Raw genomic sequence first — 15210 nt, 5'->3', positions numbered from 1 at the left:
ACAGCACAATTCAAGATCAAAAACCCGCTCTAGCTGAGCGGGTTTTCTTGTGTAACTCAATTCATGCTGATATCCAATTTATCGTTTACCACATCAACAAGGATCTTAGCTTTCTCGTCATTAGCAGCTAGCTTAGTTAAAGCTTTTATATTGTTATCAAGTCTTAGTCTCAAGTCTATCATTTCTTCAAGCTCATCTTCTGTCAAATCTACGGAATAATCATCTGATTTGAATCCCTTATCTTTTATAACAGTTTGTATTTCAGCGCGTAATTCACTCCAATTCGTTGATAGATCACTAATCGAAGAACCTAGGTAACCTTGATCATTCAATGTAGTTCCTTTTACGTATTTATTTACGGCAAACTTTGCATCTAACACGGCATAAGAACTTATAAATGACCAAATTGTTCCTCCACCCGATTCTATATAGTTATAACTAATAACGTCTCCTATGATATCAACCAATAATGAATCAAATTTCTCCGATTTTACTTTTAATGCTTTATCACCAGATACTGTACGTACGGTATCTTCTGCCAAATAATCTCCTACAAGACTAGTGATATAAACCTCCGAATACGTTGAAGAATTGAAGAATACGACAAGCGACGCAGATAAATCAGCATAACCTAGATCGTCAGCGTCTAATAGTTTCCATTACAAATTAAGGAAGCCAATCTATCAACTTCAGTCTCATCCTCTTTGCTGTCTGCGTTAGGTGATTGAATCTGATGAAAGATTTTATCTCCTTCTTTTACTATGGCTGCAATCGAAGTATTATTTCCCGAATCATTAAGTAAATCGTTGTACCATGGCAGTTGAATAAAAGACTCCCATGAATAAAAATACACCGAAGCCTTAGTTGTAACACTTGCAACTGTATTCGTTGCATCCCATGTATTATAGTTTCCTGTGATAATGATGTCCTTTTCTCCATCGCCATTCATGTCTTTGAAACTTACAGCTTGAACACTTTCTAGCTCGTGTGTGTTAGGATAGCTGTCCGGCAAGGTAGCTAAAACGACCAAATTAGAGCTTACTATATAAAAATGAAGTTCAGGTGTTTTATTGTTCATAAAGTAACCCGAAACAAATCTCACTTTCCCCCAACTGTTCATATCTACCCAAAATGACTGTTCCTCTATAATAGTAAATCCATCATCTAGTAACCCCTCTAGGGTCTGTTCTTCATCTTGTCCCAGTTGGTTTGAGTTTTCTTCTGCATTCTCTGAATCAGAGACATCTGTTACGACTTCCCCAAATTCTGTTACTTCCTGCATAAAAGGTTCCACTTGGATCACATAAGGAACATCATTCTTATAGACTTGATATTCAATATTTCCATCCCCAATAAAACCAAGAAATGCATCAAATAAACCATTAATCGTATATCCTTTATCAATAATTAAAGGGCTAACTATCTTTTCAACACTAGCCTTGTAGCTATCTATGTCCAGATTATTTAGATTTGGAGATACCACCAGGATATTGCATAGAGGCATTCCACTAGTACCGTCAGTCACCGTTCCAGTCCGAACATTCAGCTTGTATGTCAGGGAATCAAGACCCTCCACTGAATCTGCGTAAAATAGTAAAAATTCATCCGAGGAACCCTTTACCGAATCCTTCCCACGATATTCTATATTTTCCCCAAAAATGTCTTGAATGCTTTTGGTATATTTATCGAGATCGAGATCAGACGTTGAAATATCCTCATTCGTTGTAATATTCTCTTTCGCTGGGGATTCTTCCTTACTTGCATTATTTGTCGAACAGCCCATTAAGGAGAAGGTTATACAAAATATAAAAATAAAAATACCGATTCTAATCCTCCTATTCATGACACCCTCCCAATCAGTTATAATTTTCCATTCCGATATTATATAAAGTATATATTATATTCATCAAAAGACACACAGTGATTTCTCTCGAATCTTGAGCCAAAAAAAAGAACACCCCCGCAGTGGAGAGCGTTCCATTTTGATATCCGTTATGTCATTCGGCAGTAATCGCAAACAATTCGTGGTCTTCCCACGATCCGTTAATCTTCAAATATTTTTTGGACAAACCCTCATGTCTAAACCCTGCCTTTTCTAATACTCGGATAGATGGCACGTTCTTAGGCATAACTCCAGCTTGAACACGATGCAAGCCGATTTCGTTAAAAGCATACTCCACACATAATGAGACTGCCACTGTTGCATAACCTTTGCCGTTATGCTTCTCGTCCACAAAATAACCTAAATATGCATTTTGGAAAGGACCTCGAGCAATACCAGTTAGTGCTATTCTTCCTACAAGTTCATCCGTCTCTTTAAGAAAGATTCCGAAAGTATAAGATTGGTCGTTAGCAACCCCTTGAATACCATTGACAATTTCACTTTCCTGTCCTTCTTGCGTGAAATGTGAATCGTCCCTGATTGGTTCAAACGGTTGGAAAAAATCGCGATTTCTCATCCTTAATTCAAACAGAGAGCCTACATCCTTCATATCAAGATACCTTAAATAGATGTGGTTGTTACTCAAATGATTTCCGTCCTTTCTACAGCAAGTAATGGAAAGAAATAATACCAGCATTATTATAAGAGGTCAATATCATTGTGGGGAGGGCCACACTCATTTTCAACTCCATTATATTATATCCAGATATAGCTAAAGGCTATAATAGATAATTAATTACTCGTCTATCGCCTGTTGTAGTGCTTCAACATACGCGAGGGCAAGTTTGGAGAGCGTTATATTCTTACGACTTATCCAGCCAACATTGATGACTTCATCACATTCTAGAGGGATAGGAATGATCTCATTACCATTCAAATCAGCGCTAAGTACGCCTGTAGATATCGTATATCCGTTCAAACCAATCAATAAATTGAAGAGGGTTGCCCTGTCGTTTACACGAATACTTTTCTTATGCGATAAGGTGCTGAGAATTTCCTCTGAGAAATGAAAAGAATTGTATTCTCCCTGTTCAAACGACAGATAGGGGTATTGCTGAAGATCGTCTAGGGTAACGATGGATTGCCTGGCCAGGGGATTGTTAGTGCTTATAAATACATGTGGTTTTGCCGTAAATAAGCTCTGGAATCGTAGCTGAGCAGATTGTAAGAGTTTGTTGATTACTTTGGCATTGAACTCGTTGAGATACAATATCCCAATCTCACTGCGCATCGTCTTAACATCCTCGATGATGTCGTAGGTTTTTGTCTCGTGAAGCGCTAATTCATACTCATCTTGGCCATATTCACGTACTAGATTCACAAATGCGTTAACCGCAAAGGCGTAATGATGAGTAGAAACCGAAAAGTGCTGTGGAGAAGGTTTGGCATTCATATAACGCCCCTCCAGCAGTTCTGCTTGTTCGACCACCTGCCGAGCATAGCTAAGAAATTCTGCCCCTTCCACTGACAATGAGATCCCTTTATTCGTACGCTCAAAAATAGTAATATGTAGATCTTCTTCTAGGTCTCTTATTGCATTTGAGAGGCTGGGCTGAGAAATAAATAATCGCTTTGCAGCTTCGTTGATCGAACCACGGCTCGCCACCTCAATCACATATTTCAATTGTTGAAGAGTCATTTGATTCAATCCTCTCTGTGTCGATTATTAGTCTCATTATATAATATATTTTAATATAGTTATCATTCCAATGCCTAATAGTCGTATCAGCGACCTTCTCTTCATGCTAGACACACGTAGAAAGGACCCTTCTGAGTATCTCACAAATTTCTTCTGTCGTACGCAATCTCCGATAAATAGTAAATATCCCTCGGAACAGCATTCCGAAGGTTATTATTCTAATCCTTATTTGATGAATCAAATCTAACTTCAGGTCACTCACGAAACAGAATCCTACTTTATGCCAGCATGCATGAAACTGTCTACGAACTGGCGTTGAAATATGAGGAATGCGGCAAGCAGTGGTGTAATTACAAGAATGGTAGCCGCTGTGACTGTTCCCCATTGCGCACCTGTCTCAAATGATTGAGCAAATATCGCAATACCAACGGTTAATGGTCGTGATTCAACCGAGTTAGTCACCACTAGTGGCCACATGAAATTACTCCAATGAGTACTAACGGATATTAATGCAAATGCAACATAGGTAGGCTTGGATAAGGGAAAATACACATACCATAATGTCTGGTACCACCTACATCCATCTACTTTGGTTGCATCATCTAACTCCAGTGGAATTTGCTTAAATGTTTGGCGCATTAAGAACACACCAAAAGCAGAGGCCCAATAGGGCAGCATAATCGCTAGTTTAGAATCTACTAATCCCAATTCTTTCATAATGGCATAGTTCGGAAATATTAGAATGTCCGGTGGAATCATAATTTGGATCAGAAATAAGATAAACACGAAACCTTGTCCAATAAAATTCAATCGAGCAAATGCGTAAGCTGCCAAGGTAACCGTGACTAATTGTACTGCTAGAATACCTACAACAATAATGATGGTATTCAAGTAATATTGCATAAAAGGGATGGTTTCCCATGCTGAAGTATAGTTGAAGAACGTCGGGTTTTTGATCGAAAATGGGTTAACTCTTGTGATCACTTCAGCAGAAGGAGTGAAGGATGTGAAGATGGTCCATACAAGCGGGATCAGAAAAATAATTCCTATTACCGAAATAATGATGCGATTTATGATTTTGTACATCCCTTGATGACCCCCTCTTTCCTAGTAATGGATCCTCTTATCTAAGAAAACGTAATTAAAGATGGATATCGATAGTAAAATGACTAGTAGAACAACGGTTAACACAGAGGCTTTACCCATATCCCAGAAACTAAACGCTGTCTCATAAATGTGGAACAAAAGTAAGTTACTCGCGTTATCCGGACCACCCTTTGTCATAATATAGAGATGATCCACCATCTTAAATGCATTTGTAATCGCAATAACCATAACGAATAAGGTCGTTGGCATTAGTAGAGGGAATGTAATCTTGCGAAATACATGAAAAGGGCGTGCTCCCTCCAACTTAGCTGCTTCATAGACCTCGCCTGGTAAGTTTTGAAGTCCAGCCAAATAGAAGAGCATAAAATAACCCGCTTCCTTCCATATGAGCATGATCATCATGGACAACATAACCCAATTGGGACTCCCCAACCAATTTGCCCCTTCAACCCCAAAAAAGCCAAGAAATTTATCGAGTAATCCGAAATCAGGCGTATAGATAAACAACCATATGTTCGCAATCGTAATCATCGGTATTAGCGTGGGATAAAAGAAGGCTACTCTTAGAATACTCGTCCCTTTGAGTTTGTTATTTACCCATACCGCGAAATAAATGGCTAGAAATATACTCACTGGAACCGTACCAACCGCAAGCAAGACATTATTTGTGAGTACTTTGTAAAATACTTCATCTTGAAACACTTGCCTATATTGATCGATCCCTACAAATGTCTGTTCTCCAAATGTAGAGCTTAGAAAACTTAAATAAACGGATTTAATAATTGGATAAAACGTAAATAACGCAAGAAACGCAAGCGAGGGAAAAAGTAGAGCGTAAGCAAACATATTTTCTTTCCAATTGATTCTTCCCTTAATGCTTAAACTCTGTTTCGTCAATGCAATTCCCCATTTCTAAGATTGTCACACGAAAAAACCACGTTCGCATACTAACTCCACATTGAGTAGAAGAGTTAAGTATGCGATGCAATCGTGGCTCCCGAGTGTGATTGGGCTTCGATAGCGAAATGTTCATAAGACCGCTTCACTTCTTCAGAATCATTTCTCTCTCCGCTAGATCACTTTTCTATCTGACTATTTAACACTTTTCAAAATTTGATCTGCTTGTGTTTGTGATTTCTCCAGCGTTTCCTTAGCTGTCATATTGCCAAGTAATGCTGCTTGAATGTTGTCATTAAATAGTTTGGTGATTTGCCCATTCTGATAGGTCGACAATTCACTTTTCGCATATTCAAGTTGGTCTCTAGCCACTTGTGCTTGCGGGAATTCTTCAATATATTTCTTCAATAAATCTGTTTCGTAAGCTGCTTTTGTTGTTCCTACATACCCTGTATCGATGGACCATTGTGCCACCCGTTCAGGTTGAGTTAAGAATTCAATAAATTTAACTGCTGCTTGTTTGTTTTCTTCTGGAATATCTTTGAACACGTAAAGGTTACCACCACCCGTTGGTGAACCATACTGCTTGTTAGCAGGCAGAAAGGATACGCCGAAATCAAAGGCAGCTTCAGTCTTCACTTTCGTGAGGTTACCTGTTGTATGGAACATCATCGCGGTTTTTCCACTAATAAAGTCTGAAGGAACCGTTGCCCATTCCAAAATACCCTCTGGCATAACTTTATCTTGTTGACCTAGGTCCATATACATTTGCAATGCCTCTTGAACATGTGGTTGATCAAAGAAAACTTGTTTGCCATCATTGGACATGATGTTATCTCCACCTTGGAGGGCCATTGCTTGCAGCATCCAATATTGATAGCCTGTGCTCGGGATTTCAATTCCCCATTGCGACACTTTTCCTTGAGCATCTTTAGCCGTTAATTTACTCGCAAACTCTCTCATTTCACTCCAATTAGCTGGTGCTTTTTCAGGATCTAGTCCGGCTTCCTTAAAAGCATCTTTGTTGTAGTAAAGTACAATTGTGCTACGTTGGAATGGGACACTCCATACATTATCTCCCGATTTGGTGTTCCCCATAAAGGCATCATAGAAACCATCAAAGTACTCTTGAGAGAATCTTGGTGTCAAATCCTCCAAAGCATTCATTGAAATAAGGGAATACAGGTCTGTGGATAAAAGAACCGCAATGTCAGGTGCATTGTTTCCTTGCACTGCCGTCATGACCTTTGTCACCGTATCTTGATAACTTCCACCATAGATTGGTTTGATTTTGATCTTAGGGTTTTCCTGTTCAAAGTCAGTAGCCAATTTGTCAATAATTTGGGTAATGGGTCCACCTACAGCAACTGGGAAGTAGAATTGAAGCTCCACCTCTTTATCGCTCGCATTTGATTCGACAGAAGTATTAGGCTCTTGACTAGACGAAGAATTGCTAGACTCTCCCTTGCTACATGCAGAAATAATAAATACACAGATTGATAATAATACGATTAATTTTTTCAAAATATAATTCCCCTCAATGTCGTTTTTTGTTGAAAAACTTATATCACAAGTTTAACTATGAGGGTTTACTGTAAAATGCAATCACAATGAATGCTAAAGTTTTGTAAAACTAAAAATGTTCAAAACTCTATATATTTATAATTAGACGAATGTTAGAATATGTAATAAAATAGTTAAGCGATTAACTATTATTTGGGTGAGGTGAATTTATGAAGGACTTACAAAAATACGTGACTGATTTGCCATTACACACACAGACCTTTTTTTCCTTGGTTGATACAACCGCAACATTAGTCGAGACCTCAGAAAGGTATTGGCAATCTAAAGGTCTGAATGGTGCTAGAATTCGCATTTTAGTTGAAATCATGAAGGAAGGTGGTTCTATACTCCCTTCGATGCTCGCTAAGAAAATTGGGGTTACGAAATCGAATATTAGTCTTTTGCTTACCCCTCTTGAGAATGAGGGATTAATTATTCGTACTAGTCATCCGAAGGACGGCAGAAAATCAGTGATCTCCATTACAAGTGAAGGTCAAAGTATCCTGTTAAGGTACTTACCCGAAAATCGTCAAGGTATTTCCGAAAAAATGAAGGTCTTGGATGAACAGGAACTGAAACAACTGCTGTTCTTACTCAATAAATTAAAAAAGGTATAAATTCAATTTGGGCATTTAGTTAAGGGCTTAATCAATATGAAGGGGATGGTGGTTCCATATGTCGATCGTCATTAGTGGGGCAAATGGTAAATTAGGGAGTTTGATTATTGAACAACTTTTGCAGAAAGTCTCTGCGGATCAAATCATTGCCTGTGTTCGTCATCCTGAGCGTGCAACATCATTTCTTAATCAAGGGATCGAGGTGCGTCATTGTGATTATGATCAACCGGAATCTCTTGATCAAGCATTTGCTGGAGCTTCTAAGCTATTATTAATTTCAAGTTCTAACCCTGATGATACAGTAAGGTTGCGTCAACATGCCCATATCATAGAATCGGAAAAAATAGCACAAGTTGAGCATCTCCTATATACAAGCTTTGCTTTCCTCGGAGACGGCTTAATTTCACCCTCTCATTTACATTTGGCTACGGAGCATGCCATTCTTACAACTGGAATTCCGTATACTTTTCTACGTAATGCTTTGTATAGCGATTTTATTGAGGTCATTGGTCTCAAGACTGCCATCGCTAATGGTGAACTAATCATTTACCCTGGGGATTGGAAATTCAATACCGTAACACGTCATGACCTCGCTTTAGGAATAGCGGCTGTTCTTTCTGAACCAGATGGACATAGAAATAAGACCTATGAGCTTACAGCACCTCACCCATGGTCTTTTGATGAACTAGCTATTATTATGTCTGAGTTCGCAGGCAAGCCCATATCCATCCGTCAAGATCCACAGATCCAAAATTGGATATACGGATACTTAAACAAGATTGATACTTCTTCAACCTCAGATGACTTGGAGCGTTTAATTGGCGGCCCCATAACTACACTGAAAGATAGCGTCCTACCATTTATCAAGATGTAGTTATCATTTTGAGAAAGCCATATTTTCATATTTCGTAAATGGATCCTCAATATCAATGTAGTGAGCTTCAGTATCGCTAGCTCCCACATAAAGTATCACTCGGTTATTATCCTTGCGAACTAATCCACCGCTGAAGATCACATCAGATAGATCAGGACGCTTGGCTGGCCCTTCTGGGAAGTCGCTTCTTGTTGCAATTATTTTGATAGGCGACTTCTCTCTAGTCCAGGGATTGAGCACAAATGACATGGCATGATAATGCAACTGATCCTCTTCATCTGTATAGGAAATGTGCCCTAATACGCCAAGGAACCCATTTTTGAGTAAATGAATTTCATTGGCCCCTCCCCATTCATCCTTCAGAAATTGATCACGAAATAAGGGAGCTTTAATAATCGCCGTTTCGGATAAATCCTCAAACGACTCTAGAATGCTGAAGCCGATTACGGCTCTTGTGCCTTCAATTCCGAAGGGTCTGGAGAAAACACCAAGCGTTCCGTCAGATAATTGAGTTAATCGAATGTCTTTCATATTCCAAGGTCCCGTTGCTGCAAGCACAAGATCATGCAGGTTATTGCCGCGGTACAACACAGTCTTCCAACCCATGATTTTCTCAGGTGATTCAGAATCAAAGTAGAGTTTAACTCCCCCAAAGATCCATTCGCCATTTATTTTCGTAATAAAGGGATCTTGGAGTTGAAACGTTGGTAAGTCGAGTCTGGGTGTCCACACATCATCCGTACAAGTAAAGAAGATAATTTCGGATTCCTCCGAATTACGTGCTTCAACCCGACCAGCTATGCATAATTCACCCTCATTTAAGAAAGGCGCTGTGATATTATAAACGTCTCGATCTCCAACTCCGGCAAAATGTAGCTTCCTGCCTTTGTGTTGAGCAGGTTGATATTCACGGAGGAGTTCCTTGCAAGTCTTTGTATCCCATTCTAATTTCATCATGAGGTAAGATTCAGCCTTTCCTAGGTGTATGCCTGCATTCCCTTTTCATTCAACATTTTGACGATTTCCTTTACCTCTTGTGCTTTATCCTTTGCACAGATCAGCAACGCATCCTTGGTATCGGCAATAATCAGGCCATCTATACCGATTGTAGTTATTAATCGTTTTTCGCCATAGATAATGGAATTCCGTGTTTCGATACCAAGATAACTCGCCTTGACAATATTTCCATGTTCATCAGGAGGAAATATTGCTCCGAGCGCATCCCAACTACCGATATCATTCCAGCCAAAATCGCCAGAAATGACCACAACCTCGTCACAACGTTCTAGAATACCGTAATCGATTGAAATGTTTTGTAGCAAAGGATAGATTTCATTCATCATCTCTTCTTCGCGATCCGTGCCCAAATATTCAATTAAGGAGAGCATCGTTTTATAAAGCCGCGGGAGAAACCTTTTAAAATTATCAATAATAATTGAAGTTTTCCAAATAAACATCCCACTGTTCCATAGATAATGACCGGACTCAAGATAGGACTTCGCCTTAATAAAATTAGGCTTCTCCACAAACTCAGCTACCTCGAATACGTTGCAGGGCTTCGATATTATCGGTTCACTTCCGCAGGAAATATACCCATAACCAGTTGAAGCAAATGTAGGCTTGATGCCAATCGTCACGATTTTTCCTGTCTCCATGGCAATATTACAAGCCTCATCTAATGTCTTCCTAAATTTATCTTCTTCGGTAATATGATGATCAGAAGGAAATACAATCATCAGAGAATCCCCATGTGTTTTCTCGATAAATAAAGCAGCGAGTAAAATACTTGCTGCCGTATTTTTGGCTACAGGTTCCACCAAAATATTGCCGGGTTGAACACTTGTATGCATAATACTTTCAAGTAACACAGCTTGAGAGCGATTGGTCACAACAATAGTATTCTCCATGGGGATAACCCCATTAAAGCGCTCAATGGTATCATTGAGCATGATATCGTTGCCGCTTATATTTATCAGCTGTTTCGGTAGTTCCTGCCGAGATAAGGGCCAGAAACGAGTTCCTCCACCACCAGCAAGAATCGTTGCAAATTTATTCATCATGTAACACCATATGAGCCATACAATAGGAAACAATATTCTCAGAGCCTTGATTTAAATTTAACCCCAAAGCATGTATACCATCGTAACAGCCGCCCGTTCTCTCATCGATTAAAGATTCTTTGCGTGAATTATATCCGTGAAACCAATCGTAACATAGAGATGCTTGGACGAAATATGTGTTAATCCCTAGTGTTTTGTATGCTTCGAAACAGGCAAGCAGCATCTCACAAGCCTCGATCGGCTGCTCGTCATATAAAGCCGCAACTCCACCCCGCTCAAGCCAACCATGACTTCCAACAGGTTTGAAATAACCTTCTTTCGAAAAAGTAATCGATGCTAGAAAGTCCAGACTTTCCTTAGCCGTCTTCTGAAATTCTACCGTATGAGATAATTTTGCTGCCTTGAAAAGTGCCCAGGGCAGCATAGCGTTGCCGTAAGTAATACTATCCTCAAACCAATGCCAATTTTCTCCCTTATTGCCTTGATACTGCGTATGCAGTTCCATGGCTAATCCCTCAATTATTGAGGATATCCGGTTTCCTGCAAGGAAAGCTGGGTCCTCTTGTTCCTCGTTAGGAAAAGGGAACTTATATGTTAAGGCCTGTGGCGTCTCCATCATATAAGTCAATCCAATAATACTATAGGCCTTTGCTCGCGGAGATTTCAAATTCTGCACATGTGGCAGAGCCTGATTGATCATATATCTACATGTATTGTGTAAATTATCAGGTACCGAAGGTTCCGATAGTGTGTATCCAAGCGCCCACAAACAGCGGCCTAGACAATCTTCAGACCCTGTCTTTTCTACGAACACACGGTTATAATCCATGAAATTTTTAAAGCTACCATCCTCACTTTGAGCATGATAGATAAAAGATAAATAAGTATGAATGAGATCTAGTGATTTAATATCCCTTTTACTCTTATACAGCATCACAGCAGCAATCAGAGCCCTTGCATTATCATCCGAAGTATAACCTTTTGATCGGTCAGGAATACCAAACTTAGTATGTTGAAAGATCCCAGTATCATCACTCAATCTGTGTAAATAATCCGCTATCAGCGGTTTGGCCGCAGTCAATTCCCCCATTATACTGCGCTCCCTTTTATTACATAACTAGCTGTGATAGTTTCATGAAAAAGCGCCGCATAGGACTTGGCTACTTCGTTCCACATCATAGTGCTTCCAAGGGCAAGTGTCTTATTTTCCATCTCATTCTTTAATTCCGGATGGTCCAGAATATTCAGAATATGAGTTTCTAAAGAAGCTGAATCATGGAAATCTGCTAGCAGCCCTCTCCCTTCAGCTAACATTTCTACAGCGTATCGATACGGGGTCGAGATGATCACTCTTCCATAACCAATTCCGTAAGCGAGAGTACCACTTACAGCCTGGTCCTTACCCAAATAAGGTGTCATATAAATATCCGATAATACTAGAGATTGAACAACTTCCTCTTGGGTTAGATGCTTGTCGACAAAAACAACATTTTGTTCAAGGTTTAGTTCCGCTACCAAATCCATCAACTTTTGTCGGTAGACTTCCCCAACCTCTTGCTTGACAACCGGATGTGTCTTACCCCATATCATGTAAAGCGCTTCAGGATGTTTGGCCACAACTCCGCTCATGGCCTGAATGGCATATTCAATTCCTTTACCCGGACTTAAGAAACCAAACGTCGAAAGAATTTGTCGATGGGAATAACCATAACGCTCCTTAAGTTTCATTCTTGATTCCGTATCCACAAAGGGAACTCCATGATGAATCATTTGAATTTTGTCGCAGTCAATATTGTAGACTTCAAGTAAATCCTTCACTTTATTTTGAACCATTGTGATAACCTTAAAACTCAGATCAGCAAGTCTCTTCATGATAAAACATTGTTTAGGGCTAGGTTCGGACAACACAGTGTGAAAAATAACAATGAACGGAATTTTTAGCTTTTCGGCCAACTCTAGAACATATTCCCCGCTTTCGCCTCCGTAAATCCCAAACTCATGTTGAATCACCAGCAAGTCGATGTTAGAATGATTCAATTCCTTCGCTATTTTGCTATAATCCGCACGATTATGTTGGTCAATTACCCCCATAACCTGATTGCCGTATACATATGACTTATCATTATTAACCGCGATTATTCGGGGTAAATTAAAATCATTCATCTCTTTGATCTCATCCATCAGATCTTGAGAAAATGTAGCTAAGCCGCACTCTCTTGGCAGACTGGTTCCCAAAAACGCCACATTACGTTTGATCACTGTATTTTTAATAGTATTTCCTCCTATTTTTTATAAATTATTACATTTAGATATAAAAAAAAGAAATAAAGATAACTTTATTCCTAACCTTGATTTATATGCTTTTGGATATAAAAGGTATATAGCTTCATCCTTTTAGTTGCCATTCATTTCTTGCATTCCGCTCCTATCTGCTCCTTAAACCTTAACACTACCCTATTTTCTTGTCAATGAAGTCAGGTACCATAAATTTACATGATTGGTTTGACAAGTAAGGAACTTGTGATAGTATTAACACATAACGAGAAAACATGTTCGTGTAGCGGGCCGATTAGACATTACATTTCTAATCGGTCTTTTTCTTGTAAGTTCGATCGCATTACATTTGACTCTTTCCCCATTCGATTAGGAGGCAACAAACGATGAGCAATTCTATCCAGTTAAATGAACGGGTCAATCTAAGTAAATCTTTAATCAATCTAATGAGAAAACAAGGACAGGTTCCGGCAATTGTATATGGTAAAGACATTGGCAGTATCGCTGTACTTGTAAACGAAAAGGAACTTCTTTCAACTATAAAGCAGAACCCTCGTGCAATTTTGAATGCCGATATCCCTGGAAAAGGAATCAATCCTGTGTTGATTCAGAATATTCAAAGAGACCCATTCACCCATAAGATTGTCCATGTTGATTTTCATCAATTGAATATGAACGAAAGTATGGATTCAAATGTAACGATTCACTTTTCCGGAGATCCCGTTGGTGTCAAAGAAGGAGGAATCCTTCAGATAGAATTGCACGAAGTAACGGTTCGCTGTATGCCAGATAATTTACTTAGTGCATTTGAGGTTGATATTAGCAAGCTTGGGATTGGTGATCAATTACTCGTAACTGATCTTTCCTTCCACAAAGGAATAGAGGTTTTATCTGACCCAAATGAACTGCTTGTTAAAATTACACAAGCCCATGCCCAGGAAGAAGCCGTAGTTCCAGCATAGATCACACACAGCTATATAAGGGACCCTATACCAAATGTACAGGGTTCCTTTTTATATACCTTGAATGGTGAAAGCCATCGCTGCCTGTAGGCAGCAGACAATTAGCAAACCAAATACATACGCAAAGTCAGGCAAATCCAAATAGATGCACTAACATAAATCCTAGAACGGAAAGTAATACCGATCCGATCAATCCTGCGGCAAATGACTTCATTCCGAGCCGTTTGAAATCGACTAAATCTACGTTCAATCCAAGACCTGCCATAGCCATCGCTATCAGCATGTATGCAATAAACACAATATCACTTGCTAACTCTGCAGAGACAATACCAAGTGAATTAACTCCACTGACGAGCAGAAAACCAAGGATAAACCAAGGTATCGGTATGGATTTCCACGAAGCTTTCGATTGCCCGCCTTGCTCTTTACGCAATGCACGGTTGGACCAGATGCCAATGAGAATGGCGACCGGAACTAATAAGGCAACTCTCGTCAATTTAATGATAACCGCCATATCCACCGCATCACTTCCTCCAGCATCCGCAGCCGCAATGACGTGAGCAATCTCGTGCAATGTTGCACCCGAGAATAAACCATAACTGAGTGGCGATAAGCCTAGAATAGGGTACAAAAAGGTGTAAACTAATGTAAATATCGTTCCCAAGATAGCTACAATCGCCGCTCCGATTGCAGTTTCATCATCTTTGGCCTTGATTTGTGGCGCTATTGCCACAACGGCTGCAGCACCACAGATCGCTGTACCACATGCAGTCAAAATACCTAATCGTTGATCTACTTTGAACAAACGCGTGAGCCCGTAAACGACTGTAAGCGTAAATATGATAACGATGACTGCGATTATAAATACTCTCGGTCCTGCATTCACAATATCCATTAAATTAAGCCTCATCCCGAGTAAGATAATACCGAGACGAAGTAGTTTTTTACTAGAAAAATTGGCTCCGGCAATGATGGTAGTGGGTACTCCAACCGTTGCTCGCCAAGCAATCCCAATTATTATCGCGATGACTAGCTGGCCCATGATGCTGAGGAACGGGAAGAAAGATAAATATTTAGCAATGAATGCAATAATTAATGTTAATCCAATCCCAAGTGCAAAGTTTAGATATGTTTTCAGCTTGTTCGGATTATAATACCCTTGTGACTGATCCATGTTCTTAATCACTCCTTGTATGCGCATCTTAGATGAAGGAATTATGTAATGCGCACTATGCTTCAACAGTAATATCCATTGGCTCGAAAGTGAAATACCGA

Annotated in this window: 15 protein-coding genes; 3 read left to right on the top strand and 12 right to left on the bottom strand. The window is 39.5% G+C overall.

Going from position 1 to position 15210, the window contains the following annotated elements; genetic code table 11:
* Window positions 1-56: 56 nt before the first annotated feature.
* From NST85_RS10030 to NST85_RS10000, 7 genes are all read right to left on the bottom strand, one after another.
* On the bottom strand, window positions 57-542 hold the full coding sequence (locus tag NST85_RS10030) for a hypothetical protein (protein ID WP_341189195.1): 486 nt from the start codon (window positions 540-542) through the stop codon (window positions 57-59).
* A 104-nt stretch (window positions 543-646) separates the two neighbouring features.
* Window positions 647-1843: a hypothetical protein gene (locus NST85_RS10025; RefSeq protein WP_341189194.1), complete on the bottom strand. Its 1197-nt coding sequence runs from the start codon at window positions 1841-1843 to the stop codon at window positions 647-649.
* Window positions 1844-1997: 154 nt separating this feature from the next.
* Entirely contained in the window at window positions 1998-2528 is a 531-nt protein-coding gene (locus tag NST85_RS10020; protein WP_341189193.1) for a GNAT family N-acetyltransferase, read from the bottom strand.
* Window positions 2529-2678: 150 nt separating this feature from the next.
* Window positions 2679-3581 carry a LysR family transcriptional regulator gene (locus NST85_RS10015; protein ID WP_341189192.1) on the bottom strand — a complete coding sequence of 301 codons (903 nt, stop codon included), beginning with the start codon at window positions 3579-3581 and terminating at the stop codon, window positions 2679-2681.
* Window positions 3582-3854: 273 nt separating this feature from the next.
* Window positions 3855-4667: a carbohydrate ABC transporter permease gene (locus tag NST85_RS10010; RefSeq protein ID WP_341189191.1), complete on the bottom strand. Its 813-nt coding sequence runs from the start codon at window positions 4665-4667 to the stop codon at window positions 3855-3857.
* Window positions 4668-4688: 21 nt separating this feature from the next.
* Window positions 4689-5534, bottom strand: coding sequence for a carbohydrate ABC transporter permease (locus tag NST85_RS10005; protein WP_341191094.1), 846 nt, complete (start codon window positions 5532-5534; stop codon window positions 4689-4691).
* Window positions 5535-5780: 246 nt separating this feature from the next.
* Window positions 5781-7109: an ABC transporter substrate-binding protein gene (locus tag NST85_RS10000; RefSeq protein ID WP_341189190.1), complete on the bottom strand. Its 1329-nt coding sequence runs from the start codon at window positions 7107-7109 to the stop codon at window positions 5781-5783.
* A gap of 209 nt (window positions 7110-7318) precedes the next feature.
* On the opposite strand from NST85_RS10000, the gene NST85_RS09995 reads away from it, so the two are divergent.
* Window positions 7319-7765, top strand: a complete 447-nt coding sequence (locus NST85_RS09995; protein WP_341189189.1) for a MarR family winged helix-turn-helix transcriptional regulator — start codon at window positions 7319-7321, stop codon at window positions 7763-7765.
* A gap of 58 nt (window positions 7766-7823) precedes the next feature.
* Window positions 7824-8639, top strand: a complete 816-nt coding sequence (locus NST85_RS09990; protein WP_341189188.1) for an NAD(P)H-binding protein — start codon at window positions 7824-7826, stop codon at window positions 8637-8639.
* Between the two features lie 3 nt (window positions 8640-8642).
* Here the strand turns inward: NST85_RS09990 and NST85_RS09985 are convergent, their stop codons facing one another.
* From NST85_RS09985 to NST85_RS09970, 4 genes are read right to left on the bottom strand one after another with little or no spacing between them, the layout of a single operon-like run.
* Complete coding sequence (locus tag NST85_RS09985; RefSeq protein ID WP_341189187.1) at window positions 8643-9596, bottom strand: DUF1861 family protein; 954 nt, start codon at window positions 9594-9596, stop codon at window positions 8643-8645.
* 20 nt (window positions 9597-9616) lie between these two features.
* Entirely contained in the window at window positions 9617-10699 is a 1083-nt protein-coding gene (locus NST85_RS09980) for a mannose-1-phosphate guanylyltransferase (RefSeq protein WP_341189186.1), read from the bottom strand.
* Window positions 10689-11789 (bottom strand): glycosyltransferase, encoded by a 1101-nt coding sequence (locus tag NST85_RS09975; RefSeq protein ID WP_341189185.1) that lies wholly within the window; start codon window positions 11787-11789, stop codon window positions 10689-10691. Before NST85_RS09975 ends, NST85_RS09980 begins: the two co-directional genes overlap by 11 nt.
* Window positions 11789-12958: a glycosyltransferase family 4 protein gene (locus tag NST85_RS09970; RefSeq protein WP_341189184.1), complete on the bottom strand. Its 1170-nt coding sequence runs from the start codon at window positions 12956-12958 to the stop codon at window positions 11789-11791. The genes NST85_RS09975 and NST85_RS09970 overlap by 1 nt, the downstream gene beginning before the upstream one ends.
* A gap of 401 nt (window positions 12959-13359) precedes the next feature.
* Between NST85_RS09970 and NST85_RS09965 the strand changes: the two genes are divergently transcribed.
* Window positions 13360-13935, top strand: a complete 576-nt coding sequence (locus NST85_RS09965; RefSeq protein ID WP_127195203.1) for a 50S ribosomal protein L25 — start codon at window positions 13360-13362, stop codon at window positions 13933-13935.
* Between the two features lie 127 nt (window positions 13936-14062).
* Here NST85_RS09965 and NST85_RS09960 read toward each other — a convergent pair whose 3' ends face one another.
* Window positions 14063-15109, bottom strand: coding sequence for a YeiH family protein (locus NST85_RS09960; protein WP_341189183.1), 1047 nt, complete (start codon window positions 15107-15109; stop codon window positions 14063-14065).
* Between the last annotated feature and the right edge of the window lie 101 nt (window positions 15110-15210).

This window comes from Paenibacillus sp. FSL K6-2524 (genome assembly GCF_038005525.1).
Lineage (GTDB): Bacteria > Bacillota > Bacilli > Paenibacillales > Paenibacillaceae > Fontibacillus > Fontibacillus anaericanus.
The sequence above is the reverse complement of the archived record's forward strand: the minus strand, read 5'-3'. Positions and strand labels throughout refer to the sequence as shown.